This window comes from Nitratireductor aquibiodomus NL21 = JCM 21793, from assembly GCF_000615975.1.
Taxonomy (GTDB): Bacteria; Pseudomonadota; Alphaproteobacteria; order Rhizobiales; family Rhizobiaceae; genus Nitratireductor; species Nitratireductor aquibiodomus.
Window position 1 is genome coordinate 1 of sequence record NZ_BAMP01000024.1, and the last position, 21,810, is coordinate 21,810.

Below are 21,810 nucleotides of genomic sequence, written 5' to 3' on the forward strand. Positions count from 1 at the left end.
GTCGCGGCCAGCCAGCGCGTCACGGTGTGGGCCCAGCCGGTGTCGCGGCTGGCCAATGGGCGGCGGTTTTCGGTCTCGCTCACGGTCGGGCACTCCATAGGGTGTAGGTGTAGAGGGCCGCATAGGATGTTGCGACCGTCAACGGTACGGTGATCGTTGCCAGAATTTCGGGCGTCCCGGCAAGGCTGTGGATGGCGTAGAGAAGGGTCAGCGAGGTGAGGCCTGCGTAAAACGGAGGCAGAACGAGGCCGGAAAGCCCCTCATGGCGCGTCACCAGCGTTTCGATGAACCGCTTGAGGAAAAGGGTTATGCAGGCCGAGAGGCTCCCCTGAACGACGCCTGCCAGCAATGGGTCGGGCATTGCGTGACCCCGGTTGGCAAACACCGCCCACACGCCCATGGCGAGAAACGCAAAACCCATGTGCACGGCGCTGCTTTTCGCCAGCCGGGCCAGCGCCGTTTTCATGTAAGAGACCACCAGTAGCGCACGAGGTGGAAGAAGATGGGGGCCGAGAAGATCACCGAATCCAGCCGATCGATGAAGCCGCCATGGCCGGCGATCAGGTGTCCCCAGTCCTTCACGCCACGGTCGCGCTTGATGGCCGACATGACGAGCCCGCCGAAAAAGCCCATGAGCACGATGACAAAGGACAGCAGTCCCGCCTGAACTGGCGTGAACGGCGTCATCCAGAAGAGGGCCGCACCGACGAGTGTGGCGCTCAGTGCACCGCCGACAAACCCCTCCACCGTCTTCGATGGAGAGAGCTTCGGCGCGATTTTGGTGCGCCCGATGAGCTTGCCCCAGACATATTGCAGCACGTCGCTCGACTGCACGACGACCACCAGGAAGGCGATCAGGAGCAGGTTGCGCCCTTCATAGCCGGGGATCTGCAGCGTGAGCAGTGCCGGCACATGGGAAACGCAGAAAACGCAGATCATCAGCGCCCATTGCACTTCCGCGACCCGCACAAGGAAATGATCCGTGTCGCCCCGCAGTGCCGAGACGATGGGCATCAGGAGAAATGCGTAGACCGGTACGAGGATCGAATAGAGCCCATACCAGTCGATATAGACGAGATAGTATTGAAGCGGCAGCACGAGGAAGAAGGCGGAAGCGAGCGCCCAGTGATCACCGCGCCGCGTGTCGGTCAGCGTCACGAATTCGCGCAAGGCAGCGAAGGAGGCGAAGCCGAAGAGAAGGATCGCACCCATCCGGCCGAAGAGCAGCGCACCGCCCATCAGGATGATCATCACCCACCAGGCGTTTACCCGGTCGTTGAGGTTTTCGACGACGGCATTGGACCCGTCGGGTGAAAGCCTGCGCTGGAGGAGATGACCCACAAGCGAGGCGGCAACGAGAACGGCGGCAAGTCCGCCAAGCAGTTTCAGAAGATCGATCTGGTGCTCGGTCATCACGCGTTCCCTTGTTTGACGCCGGACAGGGATAAGAGCGCGTTGCGCGCGCGGGTGAGGAAAGCGTCCTTGGCTTCGTCTTTGCCGACACGCAACGGCGCACCGAAGGTAACCGTGCAGATAAGCGGCACGGGAACGAACTCTCCCTTGGGCATGACGCGGTTCAGATTGTCGATCCAGACCGGCACGAAATCCACGTCGGGCCGCGCTTTTGCGAGATGAAAGATTCCGCTCTTGAAAGGAAGAAGAGCGGCATCGGTTTCATTGCGCGTGCCTTCGGGAAAGATGATGAGGGAAGCGCCTCCATCGAGCGCGTCGGCCATCTGCCTATGGGATCGCTTGCGCGCGTGTCGCGGTTCCTGTCGATCAGCACTGCATTGAATACGTCTCGGCCGATGAAACGGCGCGTGGGGGATTTCAGCCAGTAGTCTGCGCCGGCCACCGGTCGGGTTTGCCGGCGCATGCGGGCAGGCAGAACTGTCCACAGCAGGATAAAGTCTCCGTGGCTGACATGGTTGGCAAAATAGACCCGTTGCCGCGGGACAGGCTCAATGCCCTCCCAGTCGGCCCGCACGGCGGTGATGAAGCGTGCGAACAGCGTAATCGCACCCGCTGCCAGACGCGCTATGATTGCCATTGTCTCTCAAGCCCTGAACCGATTCGATTCCTGCCCTTGTATAGGACCGCCGTGAACAAGGCCAACCGCGTCAAAACATGACCCCGGCATGAAATTTCTATAACGGAAAAGGTATGGACAATGCATTCTGCAGATGCTGTCATCCAACCGTAACAATAGCCGACCAATAGAGACCGGTCCTAAACCGGCGTTCGACGCTACAGGGAGATGAAACATGAAACTTCGCGCAATGCTTTCCGCAGCCACAGCGTTGACTGTGGCGCTTCCGGCAATGGTCGGCGTCGCACAGGCGCAGACCCAGGTCCAGTTCTGGCATGCCTTTACCGGTCGTCTTGGTGAACTTCTGGAAAAGCAGGTCTCTGATTTCAACGCCAGTCAGGATGATTATGAAGTCGTTGCCACGCTCAAGGCAACTACTCGGAAGCCCTGAATGCCGGCATCGCCGCCTTCCGCGCCGGCGAGCAGCCGCACATACTGCAGGTGTTCGAGGTCGGCACGGCCACGATGATGGCTGCCAAGGGCGCGATCAAGCCGGTCTATGAAGTGATGGCCGAGGCCGAGCCGAGTTCGACCCGAGCGCCTACCTTGCTCCGGTTGCCGGCTACTACACCAACACCGATGGCGAAATGCTGTCGCTGCCCTACAACTCCTCGACGCCCGTTCTTTACATCAACAAGAACGCGCTTGAGGAGGCCGGTCTCGACCCCGAGGCGAAGCCTGCCACCTGGCCGGAAGTTGAGGAAATCCTCGTCAAGCTCAAGGAAGCTGGCTCTGAATGCCCGCTCACCACAGCCTGGCAGTCATGGGTTCATCTCGAGAATCTGAGCGCCTATCACAACGCGCCCTTCGCCACCGAAGCCAACGGGTTTGCCGGCACCAACACCGAGCTCGCCTTCAATGGTGACCTGCAGGTGAAGCACATCGACAAGATGGGTGCGTGGGCGAAGGATGGCCTCTTCAGCTATTCGGGCCGCCGCAATGAGGGCGGTGCGCGTTTCCGCTCGGGCGAGTGCGCCATGTTCACCGAATCGTCGGCCGGTTACGCCGGCGTGAAGGCCGAGGCGGACTTCCCCTTCACCGTGACCAACCTGCCTTACTGGCCGGAGGCGGAAGGCGCGCCCTACAACACCATCATCGGTGGCGCTTCGCTGTGGGTCATGTCGGGCCACGAGGCCGAGGAATATGCCGGCGTTGCTGCATTTCTGAACTATCTTTCCAGCGCTGAAGTGCAGGCTCAGTGGCACCAGGATACCGGCTATCTGCCGATCACGACCGCCGCCTACGACCTGACCAAGGAGCAGGGCTTCTACAACGAGAACCCCGGCACCGACGTCGCTATCCTGCAGATGACCGGCAAGGCTCCGACGGAGAATTCCAAGGGCATCCGTCTTGGCAATTTCGACCAGATCCGCGCGATCATCGATGAGGAGCTGGAAGCCGTGTGGCAGGGTCAGAAAGACGCCAAGGCTGCGCTCGACGAGGCCGTGAGCCGCGGCAACGAGCTCCTGCGCCGCTTCGAACAGTCGACGCGTTAATCCCGTCAACTCCGCGGGGGCCGGCATGGCATGTGCCGGCCCCGCATCATCTGGTCGGCCCATGGAAAAGCGCGTCACTTTCGACAACCGGTTGTTGCCATACTTGCTGCTGACACCGCAGCTGGTGGTTACGATTGTTTTCTTCTTCTGGCCCGCCGCGCAGGCCCTCTACCAGTCCCTGCTTCTGCCCGATCCGTTTGGGCTTGGAGCGCGCTTCGTCTGGTTTTCGAATTTCGAATATCTCTTCAACGACCGGTACTATCTTCAGTCCTTCGTCACCACCGCCGTCTTCACCTTCTTTGTGACGCTGGTTTCCATGTCGGTCGCGCTGCTCTTTGCCGTGATGGCCGATCAGGTTATCAAGGGGGCGGGGGCATACAAGACACTGCTCATATGGCCCTATGCTGTGGCCCCTGCCGTTGCCGGTGTGATGTGGCTCTTCATGTTCCAGCCCTCCATTGGGGTGATCGCTTTCTACATGAAGGCCGTTGGGATCGACTGGAACCCCGTGCTTGATGGCGGTCAGGCGATGACGCTGGTCATTCTCGCCGCCGCATGGAAGCAGATCAGCTACAATTTCCTGTTTTTCCTGGCCGGCCTGCAGGCGATCCCCAAAAGCCTGATCGAGGCGGCGGCCATTGATGGCGCGGGCAAATGGCACCGCTTCCGCACCATCATCTTCCCGCTTCTGTCGCCCACCACGTTCTTCCTGCTGGTGGTCAACATCGTCTACGCCTTCTTCGAGACCTTCGGCATCATCCACACGATGACGTCCGGCGGGCCGGGCCAGTCCACCACCATCCTGGTCTACAAGGTCTACTCTGACGGGTTCGTGGGGCAGGACCTTGGTTCCTCCGCCGCCCAGTCCGTCATCCTCATGGTTGTTGTGGGCATCCTGACCGTCATCCAGTTCCGCTTCATCGAGCGGCGCGTGCACTATTGAGGGGGGGCGGAGCATGGTTGAAAAACAGGGCTTTGGTACGATCCTGATGCATGCGGTGCTGATCATCGGCATCGCCATTGTCTGCTTCCCGATCTACCTCACTTTTGTCGGCTCGACGCTGACGCATTTCGAAATCATCCGCCCGCCCATGCCGCTGGTGCCGGGGCCGCATTTCATCGACAATTACAGCGAAGCGCTCACTTCCGGCATCACCGCGCCGGTGGGGCGCATGCTGTTCAACTCCTTTGTCATGGCCATGGGCATTGCCATCGGCAAGATCGCCATTTCGATCCTGTCGGCCTATGCGATCGTCTATTTCCGCTTTCCGTTTCGCATGTTCGCTTTCTGGGCGATTTTCATGACGCTGATGTTGCCGGTCGAGGTGCGCATCGTGCCGACCTATGAGGTCGTGGCTTCGCTCGGCATGCTCAATTCCTACACCGGCCTGATCCTGCCGCTGATCGCCTCGGCGACCGCCACCTTCCTGTTCCGCCAGTTTTTCATGACCGTGCCGGATGAACTCGTCGAGGCCGCGCGCGTCGATGGCGCGGGGCCGCTGCGCTTCTTCAAGGATATTCTGCTGCCGCTCTCGGTGACCAATATTGCAGCGCTTTTCGTGATCCTGTTCATCTATGGGTGGAACCAGTTCCTCTGGCCGCTTCTCATCACCACCAGGCCGGAAATGAATACCATCGTGATGGGTCTGAAACAGATGATGCCGACCGCCGACGACTACGGCAACTGGCCCGTGACCATGGCGGCGGCGACGCTGGCCGTTCTGCCGCCGGTGGCGGTGGTGATCTTCATGCAGCGCCTTTTCGTCAAAGGCCTTGTCGAGACAGAAAAATAGAAGGACCGAAGTCGGCATGGCGACGATTTCCATACGCGACGTTCGCAAATCCTACGGCAAGACCGAGGTCATCCATGGTGTGAGTCTGGATGTGGCCGATGGCGAATTCATCGTCATTGTCGGCCCGTCCGGCTGCGGCAAGTCCACACTCCTGCGCATGGTGGCCGGTCTTGAGCGCATCACCGCCGGCACGATGGAAATCGGCGGGCGTGTCGTCAACGATCTGGAGCCGCGCGAGCGCGACATCGCCATGGTGTTCCAGAACTATGCGCTCTATCCGCATATGTCGGTCTTCGACAACATGGCCTATGGTCTGAAGATCGCCGGCAAGACGAAGGACGAAATCCGCCAGCGGGTCGATCAGGCCGCCGCCATGCTGCAGCTCGAACCCTATCTCGACCGCAAGCCGCGCGCGCTTTCCGGGGGGCAGCGGCAGCGTGTTGCTATGGGCCGTGCGCTCGTGCGCAACCCGGCCGTGTTCCTGTTCGATGAGCCACTGTCCAATCTCGATGCGAAGCTGCGCGTGCAGATGCGGCTTGAGATCAAGCAGATGCAGCGCTCGGTCGGCACCACCGCGCTTTACGTGACGCATGATCAGGTGGAGGCGATGACGCTCGCCGACCGGCTCGTGGTCATGAATGCCGGCATTGCCGAACAGATCGACACCCCGATGGCCGTCTATGAACGCCCCGCGACACGCTTCGTTGCGGGCTTCATCGGATCCCCGGCGATGAACATTTTGAAGGGAAGCGTTTCAGGCTCCGACTTCGTGCTGGAGGGCGGTGGAAAACTAGCGCTCGACACGAAGCCGGCCGAGACCGGCCGTCCGCTGCTCTTCGGCGTGCGTCCCGAGCACCTGCAGATCGCCGCGGCGAAAGAGGCGACGCTCAACCTTTCCGTCACGGCGGTGGAGACGCTGGGAGCCGACACACTGGCCCACGGCACGCTGTCAGGCGCCAATGGTGCCGGCGGTGAGCTGATTGCCCGGCTTCCCGGCAGCGCCAGGGTCGCGCCCGGCGACACACTGCCATTGACCGTCCAGAAGGATATGACCCATCTCTTCGATGCGGAGACGGGCAAACGCGTTTGAGCCTCAGCCGCCCAGCGGATGCGGCATGTAGCCGACAAAGCCGGTGATCTTCCAGCGCCCGTCGATCCTGGCGCAGAAATAGAGCGTCTGCCAGTTCAGCCGGTCGACGCTGCCATCGGCCTTGGCAACACTGCCGTTGAATTTCTTGTGCAGCACGGCGCGGTCGCCATCGATGTCGATGTCGCGCATGTTCGTCACGCGGAAGAGCGCATCGCGCAGCGGCTCGGCAAACTCCGTTGCCGCCGTTTCCCTGCCCTGACGCAGCCATTCGTCGCGATAGGTTTTAACATCGGGAAACTGGAGCCGCCAGGAATCCGCGTCGTTGAGGAAATGCGCATGCATGCCAAAGAACCGGTCCTCGGCAAAATCCCCTTCCACCATCGACCAGTCCTGCGCGAGAAACGCGTCGATGTCGCGCCGCACCAGCATCTCCCAGAGATAGTGACGGTCGGCATCGCCTTCAGGGAAGGGGTTCTTGTCATAGGTCATTTGCTTGTTCCTCGGAATGACTGGTTCTCAGGTCAGGCGGCCGCGTGCGGCCACCGGAACCGTTTCGGTCACGCGGTCGCCATCGACGAGGTTCACCACGTCGTAAAGGTTCGACACCGGGCAGACATGATTGGGAATAATGCGTAGTTTCTCCCCGATCTCAGGCTTCGTCGCACAGTTCGAAAGGTCGACAATGCCGTGCTCCTCGCTAAGCGAGGCGATTACCGCATCGGGATACTCCACGATGTGCCCATGGCCGGGAACGGGTGCCGTGTCGGCGGCAAGCGCCTTGGAGCCGGCATCGATGATCGCGCGGTTTTCCGTGGGCCGGCTCACCACCGTGGCCAGCACTGTCAGCGCGCAGTCTTCCAGCGTGCCATGACCGAAAGCCACCTGCATGCGGTCGGAATAGATATAGGTGCCGGGCCGGTGTTCGGTGGCGCTGGTGATCTTCTGAGCCTGGTAAAAATCGGGCGATCCGCCATTGGAAACCGTGTTGACCGCCAGCCCGCTCTCCTTGAGCGCGGCGATGGCATCGGCCAGCCAACGCTCCACCTTTTCCGGTTCGCCGCGCGGCGGATAGGTCATCAGCCCTTCGAAGCGCAACCCCGGTGCTGCATCGATCTGTTTCGCCAGCGAAACGACTTCTTCCACCGTCTGCACGCCGCAACGGCCCATGCCTGTGTCGCATTCCACGAGCACGGGGAGGGGATGGCCGGGATCGGTGAAATGCCCGGCATAGCCGGCAATCGTCACCGCGCTGTCCGCCGTCACCGTTAGCTTCACACGTTTGTGCAGGGCCAGAAGCCGGTCGAGCCTGGCAGTGCCCAGAATGTTGTAGGGAATGAAGATATCGGTCAGCCCCGCATCGGCCATCACTTCGGCCTCGCCCACCTTCTGACAGGTGATGCCGGTCGCCCCCATTTCGCACTGCATTTTCGCGAACAGGGGCAGTTTGTGGGTCTTGATGTGCGGGCGCAGTTTCAGCCCATGAGCGTCTGCATGGGACTGCGCGCGGGCAAGGTTTGCCCTGACCTTCGCAAGGTCGATCACCACGGCGGGCGTTTCAAGGTCGAGAATGCGCAAGGCATCAGTCTCCGATGGGCAGGTTGGGGTTCTTGATGTTCTGGCTCGCCAGGCTGTGGCGCACCCGCCGGAGCGGCTCCAGCACCTTCTTGCCGAGCGTGAGCGCCGTCGCCATGGCGATCATGTCCACCGCCGAGAGCAGCGCATAGCGCATGGAGGACGGCTTGTAGAGATTGCCGTCCTCCTTGAAGGTGAGCGGCAGAATGTCGTCGCCGGCAGCGGCCAGCGGCGAATTGGGTGTGGTCACGACAAAGGCGCGCGCGCCATATTGCCGGGCAATCGTCACCGCATCCATCACCGAGGCGGCCTGCCCCGAAACGGAAAAGCCGATCACCACCGCCTTGGGCTCCAGCACGGAGGCGCTCATGCGCTGGAGCTGCGGGTCGGTGTGAGCGGTGACATGGAGCCCGAGCCGGAAGAGCCTGTTTTGCAATTCCACCGCTGCAAAGGAAGAGCTGCCGCCCGTGCCATAGACAAGGATCTGGCTCGCGCGGCTGATCTCTTTCGCCATGGGCTCAAGATCAATGTCTGCGAGCGCCATCGACATGAGGTCGAGCGCGGCATGGGCGCCCGAGGCAACCTTGGCCACCACCTGTCCGGAGAGTGGCAATTCTTCCACCGGTGCGCTCGGCTCGCGCAGATAGGCGCCACCAATGGCGAGCGCCTGCGCCAGATGAAACCGCATCTCCCGCGTGCCGGGAAACCCCAGCGCCCGCGCCAGCCGCGTGATGGTCGGCTCGCTCACGCCTGCGCGCTCGGCGATCTGCGCGATCGGCGCATGGGCGGCAAGTTGCGGATCGGCCAGAATGCTCTCCACCAGGCGGATTTCTGCGCCGCGCCCGCGCTCAAGGCGATCCTGCAACCGGGCGATGATATCGACCGTGCGTTCGCTGTCATCGGGCACGCGCTTGTCCATGATCAGTGCGCCTCCAGCCTTTGTCCGCCATCGTGGTCAAACAAATGCACATGTTCGACCGGCACGGAAAGCGCCAGCGTTTCCCCCGGTTTCGGCAATTCCCTGTCACGCAGCACGACGCGCACGTCTTCTCCGGCAATGGTGCCGAACACATGGATCTCCGGGCCGGTCGGCTCCACGACTTCGACATGGAGTTTCAGCGGCCCTTCCGGGTCCCTTTGATAGGATTCGGGGCGAATGCCAACCGTCACGGTCTCATGGCCGAACCCCTGCGCGATGGGGAGGCTCGTCCCATCCTGAAGCACCGCCACCGGTGTCGCGCCCACCATGCCCGTTTCAGCTTGCAGAAAGCTCATCGCCGGCGAGCCGATGAAGCCGGCAACGAAGGTGTTGGCGGGCCGGTCGTAGAGTTCCAGCGGTGTGCCCACCTGCTCGATGTTGCCGCCATTCATGACAACGATCCGGTCGGCCATGGTCATAGCCTCGATCTGGTCATGCGTCACATAGACGATGGTCGTGCCAAGCTTCTGGTGCAGCGCCTTGATCTCGGTACGCATCTGGATGCGCAGTTTCGCATCGAGGTTCGAAAGCGGCTCATCGAAGAGAAACACTTTCGGATCGCGAACGATGGCCCGGCCCATGGCGACGCGCTGGCGCTGGCCGCCGGAGAGCTGGCCCGGCTTGCGGTCGAGATAGGCATCGAGATTGAGAATTTCCGCCGCCTTGCGGATGCGCCGCTCGGTCTCGTCTTTCGGTTCGCCGCGCACACGCGGCCCGAAGCTGATGTTCTCGCGAACGCTCATATGCGGGAAGAGCGCATAGGACTGGAACACCATGGAGGTGTCGCGCTTCTGGGGTGGCACGTCGTTGGCGCGTGCGCCGCCAATGACGAGGTCTCCGCCGGTGATCGGCTCCAGCCCGGCAATCATGCGCAGTAAGGTCGACTTGCCGCAGCCAGACGGCCCGACCAGAACCACGAATTCGCCATCGTCAATCGCCAGTGAGAGTTTCTCGATCACGGTCAGCGAACCGTAGCGCTTGGAAATGTCCTTCAGTTTCAGCTCTGCCATGAAGGGTCTCCTCAGCCGGCTATCTGTTCAAGAAAGGGCAGGTTCCCGGCGGAAATGCCCGCATCCACTGGAAGCACCGTGCCGGTGATGCCGCTTGCAAGCGGGGAGGCGAGGAACGCGGCAGCGCGCGCCACTTCCACAGGCTCAACCATGCGCCCCAGCGGATAGAGCTGCCGCACCTTGCTAAGATGCCCGGGTCGCGTTCGATGCGGTGATCCCAGGCCATGGTGCGCACCGAACCCGGCGTAATCGCATTGGCGCGGATGCCGTGTCTGCCTTCCTCCGTGGCGATGGCGCGCATCCAGGCGATCAGCCGGCCTTGGCTGCCGCATAGGCGGGGTTGCCATAGTGCGAAAGCGCGTTGATCGAGGAAATGAACACGAAGGCCGCCTCCTTTCGGCCTGCGCGCATGGCAGGCAGGAAAGCCTGTGAAAGCCGCGCCGCGCTGCGCAGGTTGAGATCCAGTTCATGGGAGAGCGCCTTGGGCGTCACATCGTCCAGCGTTTCGGCACGCGTCCAGCCGGCGTTGGAGATCACGGCATCCGGAACGCCCCCATCGCAGATGCGCCTGACCGCCGCTTCGACCGCACTGTCGTCCAGCAGGTCAAAGCGTTGGGCCTCTCCAACTCCGTCAAAAGACAGGTCGGCTTCCTCTAGATCGCATGCGACCACAAAGGCGCCAAACCCCGAAAGGACGTCCACCATGGCCCGGCCGATGCCACCGGCCGCACCCGTCACGACAGTTCTGTGACCATTGAGATCGATCATTGCGCTCCCGTTCTTCCCCTCATCCGCCCGCTTTCGTGGGGTCTCTTCGTTCTTTCCAGCAATCTGGCGCTGCCTGAAACACAGGCCGGCAGCCAAAGATTTGCCGATAAATCGTAATTTAGCAACATGAATGTGTGATTTCACTTGCTTATTTCCAATTTCTGTAAAAAAATTACACGAAAGATCGCTGCTCGCGCCATGCGGCAATCCGCAAGAACAGTCAAGGCGCAGGTGCCCTTCACCGGGCACGCATCAGGAACCCGAGAGAGGAACAGGGAGACAGGAATGAACAGGACCGCATTGAAAGCCACCGTCGCCGGTGCCGCGCTTCTATCCATGGCTGGGTGGGTGCAGGCCGAGACCGTGCGCGTCACCGTGGCTGAATACAGCTCCAAAACCGGCCCCTATTTCGAAGAGGCCGCCAAGGCATTCGAAGAGGCCAATCCCGGCTCCGATATCCAGATCGAGGTGGTGCCCTGGGATGTGCTTCTGCAGAAGCTGACCACCGACATTTCCGGCGGCGCCAATGCCGATCTGTCGATCATCGGCACACGCTGGCTGATCGACTTTGTCGATCAGGGCATCGCTGCGCCGCTGGACGATTACATGACACAGGACTTCAGGGACCGGTTCTTCCCGGTCTTCCTCGAGCCCTCCGTGATGCAGGAAAAGACCTATGGTCTGCCCATCGCCGCGTCGGCCCGCGCCATGTACTACAACAAGGCACTGTTCGAGCAGGCCGGCATCGCGAGGTTCCCGACACATGGGACGAGCTTGCCGAAGCGGCCAAGAAAATCGGTGCGCTGGGTGACGACATTGCCGGCTTCGGCCTTCAGGGCAAGGAGATCGAGACCGACGTCTATTTCTACTACGCTTTCTGGGCCTATGGCGGCCAGCTTGTTGAGGAGGACGGCACATCCGGCCTCGATAGCGATGCCGGCTACAAGGCTGCGGAGATGTACAAATCGCTGATCGATTCCGGCGCGACGCAGCCCGGTGTCACCTCCTATAACCGCGAGGATGTGCAGAACCTGTTCAAGCAGGGCAAGGTCGGCATGATGATCACCGCGCCGTTCCTCTCGAACCAGATCAAGGAAGAAGCGCCCGATCTCGAATATGGTGTTGCTGCCATTCCGGCGGGACCGGATGGAGACCGCGGCACTTATGGCGTGACCGATTCCATCATCATGTTCGAGAACTCAGAGAACAAGGAGATGGCCTGGAAATTCCTCGACCAGCTCTTCACCACCGAATGGCGCGCGAAGTTCACTTCGGGCGAGGGTTTCCTGCCGGTCAATCCGGAGGTCGCGGCGCAGCCGGCTTTTGCCGACAATGCCGACCTGAAAGCCTTCACGGGGCTTCTGCCGGACGCGCGCTTTGCCCCGGTCATTGCAGGCTGGGAGGAGATCGCCGCCACCACGTCGGATGCGGTGCAGACCATCTATCTCGGCAATGGCGAGCCCAAGGCAACGCTCGATGCCGCCGCTGGGGAGATCAATGGCATTCTTGGTCAGTAGGCCAAAAATCCGGTGAAACAGACATGCGCGGCGAGAAACCGCGCATGCTTCTCCTGACGTCCATCCGGCAAGGCGCCGGACAACCGTGACGGGACCATGATCCGCTCGCCCCTGACAAATCCCTATCTTCTGATCCTGCCGGGGTTTCTTCTCGCCGCGTTCATCATCCTGTGGCCGCTTTACCAGCTCGGCACGATTTCACTCAACGACGTCAACCGCTTCGGCCAGCTGCGTGGTTTCAACGGCGTCGAAAACTATGTCGCCGTCTTCACCGATCCGGATTTTCTGGGCGCGCTCTGGCGCACCTTCATCTGGACCGGCGGCATCGTGTTCGGCACACTCATCGTTTCCGTGCCCGTCGCCATGATCCTCAACGAGGATTTCTATGGCCGCTCACTTGCGCGCGTCATCGTCATGTTGCCCTGGGCCGTGTCGCTCACCATGACCGCCATCGTCTGGCGCTGGGCGCTGAATGGCGAGAGCGGCATGCTCAATTCGGGGCTGCAGAACATTGGCCTGATCGATCAGAACATCCAGTGGCTTGCCCGCGCTTCGACCGCCTTCCCGGTGCAGATCATGATCGGCATTCTGGTCACGATCCCGTTCACGACAACCATCTTTCTCGGCGGCCTCTCATCCATTCCCGACGATCTTTATGAGGCGGCGAAGCTTGAAGGTGCATCGCGCTGGCAGACCTTCCGCGAGATCACCCTGCCACTGATGAAGCCGTTTTTGAATATCTCGATCGTGCTCAACATGATCTATGTGTTCAATTCATTCCCGATCATCTGGGCGACCACGCAGGGCGGGCCCGCCAACTCGACCGATATTCTTGTTACCTATCTCTACAAGCTCGGTTTCCGCTTCGGCAAACTGGGCGAGGCGTCCGCCCTGTCGGTGATGATGTTCGCGCTGCTTCTGGTCTTCACCATCCTCTATGTCGCGCTGGCCATGCGCAGGGAGCGGACATGAACCCCAAACTGAAGAAATCGCTTCTCTACTGGGCGCTGCTGTCACCGCTCATTGTGCTGATCCTGTTTCCGTTTGCCGTGATGTTCATCACTGCGATCAAGCCGGCCAACGAGGTGCTGTCGCCAACCTGGTGGCCGCGTGAGGCGGCATGGCGGAATTTCATAGACATGTGGGCCGTCACCAATTTCGGCACCGCGCTCTGGAATTCGATCTATGTCTCGGTGCTGTCGACCGTTCTGGCGCTCGCGGTCTCCATTCCAGCGGCTTACGCCATGAGCCGTTTCCGCTTCAGGGGGCAGGGCTTTTTCCGCCAGTTCCTGCTCGTCACGCAGATGCTCTCGCCCATCGTGCTTGTCATCGGCCTGTTCCGGCTGGTGGTGTGGCTCGGCCTGCTCGACAATGTGAACTCCATCGTCTTCGTCTATGGTGCGTTCAATGTCGCTTTCACCGTGTGGATGCTGCAGAGCTATTTCTCTACCATTCCGAAGGATCTGGAAGAGGCCGCGTGGATCGAGGGCGCGAGCCCGGCAAAGGCGCTGGTGATGGTGTTCCTGCCGCTCGCCCTTCCTGCGATGACGGTCACCGCCATCTTCTCCTTCATCAATGCGTGGAACGAGTTCGTCATCGCGCTCACCATGCTGCGGCGTCAGGAAAGCTACACGCTGCCGATCCAGATTTTCTCTCTCGTCGCCGGCCGCTACACGGTCGAGTGGCACCATGTCATGGCGGCCACCTTTGTCGCCACGATCCCCGTCGCCGTCATCTTTGCCTGGTTGCAGCGCTATCTGGTGCGCGGCCTGGCCATCGGTGCGGTGAAATAAAGCAATTCCAGGAACGGAGTATATTCATGACCAAGCAGTGCTTCGGCACCTCCCATGTGCCGCTTTCCCCCGCCGTACGCGCCGGCGATTTCGTCTACATCTCCGGCCAGGTTCCGGTGGGTGCCGATGGCGTTGTCGTCAAGGGTGGCATCACCGAGCAGACCGGGCAGGTGATGGAAAACGTCAAGGCGGCGCTGGCGCTCGCCGGCTGCACACTCGACGATGTGGTGAAAACGACCGTCTGGCTGGAAGACGCACGCGATTTCGGCCCGTTCAATGCAGTTTACGGCAAGTACTTTCCCAAGAACCCGCCGGCGCGCACCACGGTTGAATCGCGGCTGATGATCGACATCAAGATCGAAGTCGAGGCCGTCGCCTACAAGCCGCTCTGATCCATAAAGCCGGAACCTCATCGCATGCGTGTCTTTACCGCCTCGCTCGCCACCGAAACCAACACCTTCTCGCCGATCCCGACCGATCGCGGGGATTTCGAGATGGCGTTTTATGCCGGGCCGGGGGAGCACCCCGAGACTCCGACGCTCTGTTCGGCGCCCATCCCGGTTTTGCGGCGGCGGGCGCGGGAAGAGGGTTTCACCCTGATCGAGGGCACTGCCACCTGGGCGGAGCCGGGCGGCTATGTCCGGCTCGATGTCTATGAGGCGCTGCGCGATGAGATTCTGGATCAGTTGCGTGACGCCATGCCGGTGGACTGTGTGGTGCTTGGCCTGCACGGCGCAATGGTCGCGCGCGGGCTCGACGATTGCGAGGGCGATCTTCTCGCCCGTGTGCGCGAGATCGTCGGCCCGGAGGTGATCGTCGCCGCCGAGCTCGACCCGCACAGCCATCTGACGGCGAAGCGCGTTGCGGCGGCGAACATCCTCGCCGCCTTTCTCGAATTCCCCCACACCGATTTTCTCGAACGTGCCGAGCATGTGGTGGATCTCGCCCTGCGTGCCACGCGCGGCGAAATCCGCCCGGTTATCTCCACCTTCGACTGCCGCATGATCGACGTCTTCCCGACAAGCCGCGAGCCCATGCGCTCCTTCGTGGACCGTATGAAGGCACTGCAGGGCAGGGAGGGCATTCTCTCCGTCTCGCTCATCCACGGCTTCATGGCGGGTGATGTGCCCGAGCTTGGCACACAGGTCATGGTCGTCACCGACAATGTGCCGGAGAAAGGTGCGGCGCTGGCCGAAAAGATCGGGCAGGAAGTGCGCGGCATGCGCGGCATGACCGCCATGAAAAGCCTCCCCGCCGCAGATGCCATCGCTAGGGCGAGGGCCGGCGGTGCAGGTGGCAAGCCACTCGTCATCGCCGACATGTGGGACAATCCCGGCGGCGGCACGGCGGGCGACAACACCGTTCTCCTGCATGCGCTCGTTCAAAGCGGCATCATACGTGCAGGTGTTGCCACCATCTGGGACCCGCAGGCCGTCGGCTTTGCGCATGGCGCGGGCGAGGGCACGATTCTCGACATGCGCATTGGCGGAAAGGCAAACGCCGCCAGCGGCACGCCGTTCGACGGGTCATTCGAGATCCGCAAGCTGGCTGGGGAAGGCTGGCAGACCTTTGGCACAAGCCGCGTCACGCTCGGCCCTGCCGCGGTGGTTCGGCTTGTCGGCACCGAAATCGACATCGTGCTCAACACCAATCGCACCCAGACCTTCGAGCCCGACATCTTCTCCAATCTCGGTGTCGATCCGCTCGAAAAACAGGTGCTTCTGGTCAAGTCGACCAATCATTTCCATGCGGGCTTCGCCCCCATTGCAGAAGAGATCGTCTATGCGGCGGTGGAGGGTTGCTACCCGAACAACCCGAAGACGGCCGGCTACAGGAAGCTCGCGCGCCCGATCTGGCCCATCGCCGAAGACATCTTCGATCGGGAAAACGCGATGCCTCTTTGACCCATCGCAAAGCGTGTCTCCATAACGGCGGCTAGAAAGAACCGTCGAACCAAAAAGCAATTCCAGGAAGCGTGGAAACTGGTTTCCCGCCTGGAATTGTCAGAAACGGAGACCGTTCATGACTGCGATCAAAACCGCCGCCTTTCTGGCGGCAGGCCTTGCTCTTGGCATCACTGTAGCGCCTGGCTATGCAGCCGATTTTGAGATCAGGATGCTCAACAAGGGCGAGAAGGGGGTGATGGTCTTCGAGCCGGATTTTGTCCGCGCCCAGCCCGGCGACACCATCAAATTCGTGTCTGTCGATCCCGGCCACAATGCCGAGACCATCAAGGGTATGCTCCCGGAGGGGGCAGCCGCGTTTCGCAGCAAGGTGAGCAAGGATTTCTCCGTGACACTCACGGAAGAAGGCGTCTACGGCGTCAAATGCACTCCGCACTATGGCATGGGCATGATCGCGCTGATCGCCGTGGGCGAACCCGTGAACGGGGAGGCCGCCGCAAGGGTGAAGCACCCCGGCAAGGCCAAAAAACATTTCGCCACGCTCTTCGAGGCGTTGCCGGAAAAACTTGCCGCGAAATAATTTCAGGAACCATGGAGGCCCGCCTGGAATTATGGGCCCAGGGGCGGGCAGGGGGCGGTTTTCATCCAGATGTGATTGCCATCGGGGCTTCTGCTCCGAGCCCGAGAAGGCCGGCAAGAGTCTGTCGATTGGCCACAAGATCGGCGAGGGAATAGCGGTCGAACACGGCAAGATAGGCGTCGAGAGCTTCCTTTACGACGCCTTTCAGCCGGCAGGCCGGCGTCAGGACGCAGGCGCTTTCTCCGGTCCCCATGCATTCGACCAGGGCGAGGCTCTCTTCCATCCCCCGAATGATCGTACCCAGCCCGATTTCCTCGGGCGCGCGCGCCAGCGCGATCCCGCCTGCGCGGCCACGCAGCGTTTTCACAGCGTCCAGCTGTCCCAGCCGACGCGCCACTTTCAAAAGGTGATTGCGCGAGAGGCCGTAGGTCTCGGCAACATCGCTCACGGTGCAGGGCGCACCCTGTTTTGCCGCCAGATAAATCAGCATCCGAAGTGCATAGTCCGTGTGGAGCGTCATGCGCATCGCACTACCTTTCGGGTCGCGCGAGCGTGGCAAGCGCAACAAGGCCTGCTCCGGCAAGCAGAAGTGCCTTCACCGCCTCACCTCCCGCATAGAGGAAATGATGCATAGAGGCCGGCAGTGGATTGCCGGCAATCACGGCAGCGACCCGTGCATCCAGCGCGGGCAGAAGCCAGAATGTCTGCGCCAGGACGATTGCCACCACAAGGCCCGTCGCAGCCAGAAGAGAGCGTTGCCTGTAAGCGAAAACCGTCGCCATCATCAGCAGGACCGCAAATCCCCACTCGACCCTGGAGAACGCCGCGAAGGTGACATTGCCCACTTCCAGCGCCACGGGCAGCGACAGGGCCTGCGCCTGAAACTTCACCGGGGTCGCAAGAAAAGAGACCCCGCAGACCATGCCCAGCCAGAAAAGCGCTACCAGTCCATAACCTGCAAGCGCATAGGGGTTGGCCTTCTCCCCTTCGGTGTTACGCATCATCTCTGGTCCGGGCTCGTGCGGCATCGGGGCCAAGCGTGGCGGGCAGGCGGAAGAACATTGCGAGTTTCAGGCTCTTTGCAATGCGCTCAGCCCGTTCGATGAACACCGCGGCAACCGCTGGCGTGCAAAGATCTCCGACGGTCTGCCGAAAAAGACCGAGCCAGATATCGAAATCCGCTTCCACCACCGTTTTGAGCCTCAGATGCGCGGGCACCGGCCGGCCATGATAGCTGCCGTCCTTGAGGATCACGGCGCACCAGAAATCGGTCATCTTCTCGAGATGCGGTTCCCAGTTGTCCTTTATCTCGCCGGCGAAAATCGGCCCAAGCCGCGCATCGCTGCGCACCCGTCGATAGAACTCCCGCACCAGCCGGCCGATGAAGTCCCTGTTCACGGCGGGGTCTTTCAAAGCCTCCTCCGGTCGAGGCTTTGGCCGGGCGATATAGGTGTCGCTCATGGAACCCTCCTAAACTGGCATTTTACATACCTCTTTTATCATTCCAATGACCCGCCTCAACTGACGTGATGTCGCACATTCATAAATGGGAATGAAATTCTCATTCTTCTTTTCATGGAGCGGTAAATTGGAAATCCATCCTGCAAATTGTCTTGTGGCGAAACTCATCCCGGCCTAACCCTCGCGTACAAGGAGAACACGATGGACATCAAGGAAACGCCCGACATGTGGGTTTTGAGCCTGCAGCAGCGGCTAAAGATTCCAGATATCAGGAATGCAACTGCCCATTGTGCCGCCGAGATCGAGAGCTCGATCGAGAAGGAAGGGCTCACGGCTTCGGGCCCCTGGACATTCATATCCTCGAATCTTCCGCGAGACAGCAAGACCCTGTTCGACTGGCGTATATGCAGGCCGGTGGCGAAGCCCGACCTTTACCGGGGCAAAATCCCACTGCTTCACCTGGAGCCGATCATGGTTGCGGCACGCACCCATCTGGGTTCGCTGCGAACTCTGTTCACGCAGGGCTATGCACCGCTGGTGCAGGAGATACACATGTCACGGCATGCGTTTTCCGGCGAAAGCCGCGAGGTTTATCATGACTGGCGTGGTCCCGGCGTGGGCTATCAGCGCATCGAAATTCAATTCGGTCTGTCGCGGTGAACACAATGGAACAACGGTCTATCGGGCAGGCAGGAATGGCGCCTGGTCTTTCGCGTGCGGTGCCACAGACTAGATCGCCGCGCGTCCATCCGGACGCACAAAGGACGATTTAAACTGTTGATGGAGCATCGGAATAAACCGAAAACCGGATCCCACTTTTCGGTCCGATGCTCTAGTCCGTGTGCGGCTTCCACATGGGCATTCCAAGCGCGATCGCCGAGCACGCAAAACCGATATGCGCCGGAGCGCCTTCCTGGCGGTATTTGGCAATTGTCGTTCTGGATATCTGCAATATTCTCGCCGCATGCCGCTCGCTGAAGTCGACATGCTTCAGCCACGCGCTGAACTCTTCCGCCGACATGGCAGGAAGCCGGGGTTTTCTGACGGTCTTTTCGGCATGCAGACGTTCCGGATCGTCAAAAGCGAGAATGTTCACCCGTTCCCCACCACGAAGAAGCTTGCAATATCTATGCCGCGTTAAAGTTGAAATGCACTACGCTGGATTGCATAATACAACCTGAGGCTACTGGCTACCCGCACCCTCAACATTTTTGTGGAATGCGATTGAGGGGAATGTTTCCGGTCGTCCGGTCCGGGCGCAGTCCCATCGCTATCCGTATGGCGATGCATCACACAACATGGCGGCTCATCACACAACCCCCCTGGCGAAAACACCCTGTACAAGGGGCGTGTCAAATTGTCTGGTGCAGTATCCGGGCCTCGGGCTTTGTCATCCTGACCCTAAAGCAGCTTGTAGAACTTTTCGAATGCGAGATAGGTCGATTTGACGTGCTGACGGGCGACCAGCTCGGCTTCCGCCGGGTTTCGAGCGGCAATCGCATCGGTGATCAGCTCGTGCTGCTGCTGAAAAAGTGCAGCCTCTTCTCGAGACACGAACTGCGCAAAACGATGCGCGAAATAGTACTGCATGTTTTTTCTGATCGAGCTCACCAGGCGTTCATTGCCGGAAGCAGCGAAGATCAGCCCGTGCAGTTCCCGATTCGATGTCAGGCGATCCGAGATATCGTCGAAATCGAGTTCCGAGCGGGCCTTTGTGGCAGCCGCGATTAAGGCGATCTCTTCTTCACTTGCGCGAATGGCCGCCTGCGCCGTGGCGAAACCCTCCAGCGCCATACGCACTTCATAGGATTCGCGTATCTGGACGAGATCCAGTTTTCGAACCTCCCAGCCACGTTTGCGGCGGGAAAGAAGACCATCGGCCGAAAGCCGCTGCATCGCTTCGCGCACAGGCGTGCGGCTGACAGCCAGTGCGTCCCCGATCTCGGCTTCGATCAGCGGCGTACCGGTCGCCAGGGCACCGGTACGAATTGCGATCCGGAGCATTTCGTAGACGATCTCGACAAAGGGAACGGCCTGCGCACCGGTTTTCACAGGGTCGGCCTGTTGCGCCTTGTCGTGGCGCAGCTCCCCGGCGATCTGCCAGAAATCATCGCCGGCAATGACGCGCTCCTCCAGCTCACGCAACCAGGAAGGCGATGTCTGGCCGGCAGGCGCCATGCGGTCGCGCGGCAGAGGCCCATCGATGATCCAGGCTCCGTTCATGTGATGCTGCTCCCGAGACTTGCTCATACGGCTCAAACTGCTCCTCAACCAGCCTGCGGAATCCGGCCTGCCGGTGCGGAATGAATATTCCACAAACCGTTCTGCCTTCAAACCAATATTTGCATCCCTTGACGTATTCGGATTTGGATGCTTTTTTGTATGCAAACTTTGTAACTATTCATCGGCACAACAATCAATGACTATCTGGACGCTCGACGAAACGCATGATCCCAACGCGGAAAGCTGGATTTCCAGCGCCAATCTGGAGAGCTCGGCGTTCGGCCTGCAGAACCTGCCTTATGGTGTTGCCACAGCGGGCAATAACGCGGAACCGGTGATCGTAGTTGCGATTGGCGACCAGGCGCTCAATCTCTCGGCCTGTGCCGCAGCGGGGCTTCTCGATGAAATCTTCGGTGTGGATGCATGCGGCATTCTGTGCCGGGACGATCTGAACGGGCTGATGGCGCGTTCGCCGGCTGAATGGCATGCGCTGCGCCTGTGGCTGCACCGCGCGCTGCGTGCCGGCTCCGAGATGCAGTCCGGCATTGAAGGCTTCCTTTTGCCGATCGAAACCCTGCGGATGCGCCTGCCGGCGCGAATCGGCGACTACACGGATTTCTACTGCTCGGTCGAGCACGCCACCAATGTCGGCAAGGTGTTTCGTCCGGACAATCCGCTGCTTCCGAACTTCAAGAGCCTGCCGGTCGGCTATCACGGGCGCGCGTCGTCCATTATTGTGTCGGGAGCGGAGGTGCGTCGTCCCAACGGTCAGATCCGTGTGGATGGCGACATCGTGTTCGCGCCAAGCCGCATGCTCGACTACGAGCTGGAGCTGGGTGCCTTCATCGGCGGTGGCAAAAATGACGGCGGCGTGCACCGTCTGCCGGAAGCACGCGAACGGCTATTTGGCGTGTGCCTCGTCAATGACTGGAGCGCGCGTGACATTCAGGCCTGGGAATACCAGCCGCTTGGTCCGTTCCTCTCCAAGAGCTTTGCGACGACCATCTCGCCCTGGGTGGTGACGATGGATGCGCTGGCTCCTTTCCGGGTGGCCGCGCGCGAGAGGCTGGCCGACGATCCGGCGCTGCTCGGCTATCTTGCCGATCAGGACGAGGCCAGGGGCGGCGCTCTGACCATCGATCTGGCCGTGCGTCTTGAAAGCGCGGCGATGCGGGAGCGCGGCGATGCCCCGCTCACCGTGACACGCACCAATGCGGCGGGGCTCTACTGGACCTTCGCGCAGATGATCACCCACCACATGTCCAATGGCTGTCCGATGATGCCGGGTGATCTGATTGCCAGTGGCACGATCTCCGGTGAAACGCAGGGCTCGCAGGGCAGCCTGCTTGAGCTGACGCGTCGCGGCGCGGAGCCGCTGGATCTGGGCAATGGAGAGAGCCGCGGCTTTCTGCAGGACGGGGATGAAATCGTACTCGAAGGCCGATGCGAACGGGAGGGTTTCCGGGCAATTGGCTTTGGCGAGTGCCGTGGAGCCGTGCTCCCGGCATCTGACTGGTCGTAGGCAAAACAGGGAG

At 60.9% G+C, this 21,810-nt stretch carries 21 protein-coding genes and 4 pseudogenes; 12 read left to right on the plus strand and 13 right to left on the minus strand.

The window, feature by feature from the left end; genetic code table 11:
- Positions 1-79: 79 nt before the first annotated feature.
- The 3 genes and pseudogenes from JCM21793_RS08925 to JCM21793_RS24955 form a co-directional block, all read right to left on the minus strand.
- Positions 80-466 carry a hypothetical protein gene (locus JCM21793_RS08925; RefSeq protein WP_025030160.1) on the minus strand — a complete coding sequence of 129 codons (387 nt, stop codon included), beginning with the start codon at positions 464-466 and terminating at the stop codon, positions 80-82.
- Positions 463-1,413: a phosphatidate cytidylyltransferase gene (locus JCM21793_RS08930; RefSeq protein WP_007007181.1), complete on the minus strand. Its 951-nt coding sequence runs from the start codon at positions 1,411-1,413 to the stop codon at positions 463-465. Before JCM21793_RS08930 ends, JCM21793_RS08925 begins: the two co-directional genes overlap by 4 nt.
- A pseudogene (locus tag JCM21793_RS24955) lies at positions 1,413-2,050 on the minus strand (lysophospholipid acyltransferase family protein). Before JCM21793_RS24955 ends, JCM21793_RS08930 begins: the two are co-directional and overlap by 1 nt.
- A gap of 214 nt (positions 2,051-2,264) precedes the next feature.
- Between JCM21793_RS24955 and ugpB the strand changes: the two are divergent.
- The 4 genes and pseudogenes from ugpB to JCM21793_RS08955 all read left to right on the plus strand — a co-directional run bounded on the left by ugpB (position 2,265) and on the right by JCM21793_RS08955 (position 6,468).
- Positions 2,265-3,585: pseudogene (gene ugpB / locus JCM21793_RS24960) on the plus strand (sn-glycerol-3-phosphate ABC transporter substrate-binding protein UgpB).
- Positions 3,586-3,646: 61 nt separating this feature from the next.
- Entirely contained in the window at positions 3,647-4,528 is an 882-nt protein-coding gene (gene ugpA, locus JCM21793_RS08945; protein ID WP_007007184.1) for a sn-glycerol-3-phosphate ABC transporter permease UgpA, read from the plus strand.
- A 13-nt stretch (positions 4,529-4,541) separates the two neighbouring features.
- Positions 4,542-5,378: a sn-glycerol-3-phosphate ABC transporter permease UgpE gene (gene ugpE / locus JCM21793_RS08950; protein WP_007007185.1), complete on the plus strand. Its 837-nt coding sequence runs from the start codon at positions 4,542-4,544 to the stop codon at positions 5,376-5,378.
- Positions 5,379-5,394: 16 nt separating this feature from the next.
- On the plus strand, positions 5,395-6,468 hold the full coding sequence (locus JCM21793_RS08955) for a sn-glycerol-3-phosphate import ATP-binding protein UgpC (RefSeq protein WP_025030161.1): 1,074 nt from the start codon (positions 5,395-5,397) through the stop codon (positions 6,466-6,468).
- Between the two features lie 3 nt (positions 6,469-6,471).
- On the opposite strand, the gene JCM21793_RS08960 is transcribed toward JCM21793_RS08955, so the two are convergent.
- The 5 genes and pseudogenes from JCM21793_RS08960 to JCM21793_RS24965 form a co-directional block, all read right to left on the minus strand.
- Positions 6,472-6,957, minus strand: coding sequence for a hypothetical protein (locus tag JCM21793_RS08960; protein WP_025030162.1), 486 nt, complete (start codon positions 6,955-6,957; stop codon positions 6,472-6,474).
- A 27-nt stretch (positions 6,958-6,984) separates the two neighbouring features.
- On the minus strand, positions 6,985-8,043 hold the full coding sequence (locus JCM21793_RS08965) for a D-TA family PLP-dependent enzyme (protein WP_025030163.1): 1,059 nt from the start codon (positions 8,041-8,043) through the stop codon (positions 6,985-6,987).
- A gap of 4 nt (positions 8,044-8,047) precedes the next feature.
- On the minus strand, positions 8,048-8,959 hold the full coding sequence (locus JCM21793_RS08970; protein WP_007007188.1) for a MurR/RpiR family transcriptional regulator: 912 nt from the start codon (positions 8,957-8,959) through the stop codon (positions 8,048-8,050).
- 2 nt (positions 8,960-8,961) lie between these two features.
- Positions 8,962-10,029 (minus strand): ABC transporter ATP-binding protein, encoded by a 1,068-nt coding sequence (locus JCM21793_RS08975; protein WP_007007189.1) that lies wholly within the window; start codon positions 10,027-10,029, stop codon positions 8,962-8,964.
- A gap of 11 nt (positions 10,030-10,040) precedes the next feature.
- A pseudogene (locus JCM21793_RS24965) lies at positions 10,041-10,797 on the minus strand (SDR family NAD(P)-dependent oxidoreductase).
- Positions 10,798-11,082: 285 nt separating this feature from the next.
- Between JCM21793_RS24965 and JCM21793_RS24970 the strand changes: the two are divergent.
- From JCM21793_RS24970 to JCM21793_RS09010, 6 genes and pseudogenes are all read left to right on the plus strand, one after another.
- Positions 11,083-12,314: pseudogene (locus JCM21793_RS24970) on the plus strand (ABC transporter substrate-binding protein).
- 96 nt (positions 12,315-12,410) lie between these two features.
- A complete protein-coding gene (locus tag JCM21793_RS08990; RefSeq protein ID WP_007007192.1) occupies positions 12,411-13,286 on the plus strand; it encodes a carbohydrate ABC transporter permease in 876 nt (291 codons plus the stop codon).
- The gene (locus JCM21793_RS08995; protein WP_007007193.1) at positions 13,283-14,107 is read left to right on the plus strand and encodes a carbohydrate ABC transporter permease; all 825 of its coding nucleotides are present in this window, start codon (positions 13,283-13,285) and stop codon (positions 14,105-14,107) included. The genes JCM21793_RS08990 and JCM21793_RS08995 overlap by 4 nt, the downstream gene beginning before the upstream one ends.
- 26 nt (positions 14,108-14,133) lie before the next feature.
- Positions 14,134-14,499 (plus strand): RidA family protein, encoded by a 366-nt coding sequence (locus tag JCM21793_RS09000; RefSeq protein WP_007007194.1) that lies wholly within the window; start codon positions 14,134-14,136, stop codon positions 14,497-14,499.
- Positions 14,500-14,523: 24 nt separating this feature from the next.
- Positions 14,524-16,011 (plus strand): M81 family metallopeptidase, encoded by a 1,488-nt coding sequence (locus JCM21793_RS09005; protein WP_025030164.1) that lies wholly within the window; start codon positions 14,524-14,526, stop codon positions 16,009-16,011.
- A 118-nt stretch (positions 16,012-16,129) separates the two neighbouring features.
- The gene (locus JCM21793_RS09010; protein WP_025030165.1) at positions 16,130-16,591 is read left to right on the plus strand and encodes a pseudoazurin; all 462 of its coding nucleotides are present in this window, start codon (positions 16,130-16,132) and stop codon (positions 16,589-16,591) included.
- A 61-nt stretch (positions 16,592-16,652) separates the two neighbouring features.
- Here the strand turns inward: JCM21793_RS09010 and JCM21793_RS09015 are convergent, their stop codons facing one another.
- From JCM21793_RS09015 to JCM21793_RS09025, 3 genes are read right to left on the minus strand one after another with little or no spacing between them, the layout of a single operon-like run.
- Entirely contained in the window at positions 16,653-17,111 is a 459-nt protein-coding gene (locus JCM21793_RS09015; RefSeq protein WP_306306740.1) for an Rrf2 family transcriptional regulator, read from the minus strand.
- Positions 17,112-17,121: 10 nt separating this feature from the next.
- A complete protein-coding gene (locus tag JCM21793_RS09020; protein ID WP_025030166.1) occupies positions 17,122-17,595 on the minus strand; it encodes a DUF4149 domain-containing protein in 474 nt (157 codons plus the stop codon).
- Positions 17,585-18,052: a group III truncated hemoglobin gene (locus JCM21793_RS09025; RefSeq protein ID WP_025030167.1), complete on the minus strand. Its 468-nt coding sequence runs from the start codon at positions 18,050-18,052 to the stop codon at positions 17,585-17,587. The genes JCM21793_RS09020 and JCM21793_RS09025 overlap by 11 nt, the downstream gene beginning before the upstream one ends.
- A 201-nt stretch (positions 18,053-18,253) precedes the next feature.
- On the opposite strand from JCM21793_RS09025, the gene JCM21793_RS09030 reads away from it, so the two are divergent.
- Positions 18,254-18,712: a GyrI-like domain-containing protein gene (locus tag JCM21793_RS09030; RefSeq protein ID WP_025030168.1), complete on the plus strand. Its 459-nt coding sequence runs from the start codon at positions 18,254-18,256 to the stop codon at positions 18,710-18,712.
- Positions 18,713-18,884: 172 nt separating this feature from the next.
- Here the strand turns inward: JCM21793_RS09030 and JCM21793_RS09035 are convergent, their stop codons facing one another.
- A complete protein-coding gene (locus JCM21793_RS09035; protein ID WP_007007202.1) occupies positions 18,885-19,148 on the minus strand; it encodes a hypothetical protein in 264 nt (87 codons plus the stop codon).
- Between the two features lie 305 nt (positions 19,149-19,453).
- A complete protein-coding gene (locus JCM21793_RS09040; RefSeq protein WP_025030169.1) occupies positions 19,454-20,275 on the minus strand; it encodes a GntR family transcriptional regulator in 822 nt (273 codons plus the stop codon).
- 196 nt (positions 20,276-20,471) lie between these two features.
- Between JCM21793_RS09040 and fahA the strand changes: the two genes are divergently transcribed.
- Positions 20,472-21,797: a fumarylacetoacetase gene (fahA, locus tag JCM21793_RS09045; RefSeq protein WP_025030170.1), complete on the plus strand. Its 1,326-nt coding sequence runs from the start codon at positions 20,472-20,474 to the stop codon at positions 21,795-21,797.
- Positions 21,798-21,810: the final 13 nt, after the last annotated feature.

Excerpts from the sequence above, each read along its gene's own strand:
- JCM21793_RS08925 (WP_025030160.1), bottom strand. The coding sequence starts at position 466 with ATGAAAACGGCGCTGGCCCGGCTGGCGAAAAGCAGCGCCGTGCACATG.
- JCM21793_RS08930 (WP_007007181.1), bottom strand. The coding sequence starts at position 1,413 with ATGACCGAGCACCAGATCGATCTTCTGAAACTGCTTGGCGGACTTGCC.
- ugpA (WP_007007184.1), top strand. The coding sequence starts at position 3,647 with ATGGAAAAGCGCGTCACTTTCGACAACCGGTTGTTGCCATACTTGCTG.
- ugpE (WP_007007185.1), top strand. The coding sequence starts at position 4,542 with ATGGTTGAAAAACAGGGCTTTGGTACGATCCTGATGCATGCGGTGCTG.
- JCM21793_RS08955 (WP_025030161.1), top strand. The coding sequence starts at position 5,395 with ATGGCGACGATTTCCATACGCGACGTTCGCAAATCCTACGGCAAGACC.
- JCM21793_RS08960 (WP_025030162.1), bottom strand. The coding sequence starts at position 6,957 with ATGACCTATGACAAGAACCCCTTCCCTGAAGGCGATGCCGACCGTCAC.
- JCM21793_RS08970 (WP_007007188.1), bottom strand. The coding sequence starts at position 8,959 with ATGGACAAGCGCGTGCCCGATGACAGCGAACGCACGGTCGATATCATC.
- JCM21793_RS08975 (WP_007007189.1), bottom strand. The coding sequence starts at position 10,029 with ATGGCAGAGCTGAAACTGAAGGACATTTCCAAGCGCTACGGTTCGCTG.
- JCM21793_RS08990 (WP_007007192.1), top strand. The coding sequence starts at position 12,411 with ATGATCCGCTCGCCCCTGACAAATCCCTATCTTCTGATCCTGCCGGGG.
- JCM21793_RS08995 (WP_007007193.1), top strand. The coding sequence starts at position 13,283 with ATGAACCCCAAACTGAAGAAATCGCTTCTCTACTGGGCGCTGCTGTCA.
- JCM21793_RS09000 (WP_007007194.1), top strand. The coding sequence starts at position 14,134 with ATGACCAAGCAGTGCTTCGGCACCTCCCATGTGCCGCTTTCCCCCGCC.
- JCM21793_RS09005 (WP_025030164.1), top strand. The coding sequence starts at position 14,524 with ATGCGTGTCTTTACCGCCTCGCTCGCCACCGAAACCAACACCTTCTCG.
- JCM21793_RS09010 (WP_025030165.1), top strand. The coding sequence starts at position 16,130 with ATGACTGCGATCAAAACCGCCGCCTTTCTGGCGGCAGGCCTTGCTCTT.
- JCM21793_RS09015 (WP_306306740.1), bottom strand. The coding sequence starts at position 17,111 with ATGACGCTCCACACGGACTATGCACTTCGGATGCTGATTTATCTGGCG.
- JCM21793_RS09020 (WP_025030166.1), bottom strand. The coding sequence starts at position 17,595 with ATGATGCGTAACACCGAAGGGGAGAAGGCCAACCCCTATGCGCTTGCA.
- JCM21793_RS09025 (WP_025030167.1), bottom strand. The coding sequence starts at position 18,052 with ATGAGCGACACCTATATCGCCCGGCCAAAGCCTCGACCGGAGGAGGCT.
- JCM21793_RS09030 (WP_025030168.1), top strand. The coding sequence starts at position 18,254 with ATGGACATCAAGGAAACGCCCGACATGTGGGTTTTGAGCCTGCAGCAG.
- JCM21793_RS09040 (WP_025030169.1), bottom strand. The coding sequence starts at position 20,275 with ATGAACGGAGCCTGGATCATCGATGGGCCTCTGCCGCGCGACCGCATG.
- fahA (WP_025030170.1), top strand. The coding sequence starts at position 20,472 with ATGACTATCTGGACGCTCGACGAAACGCATGATCCCAACGCGGAAAGC.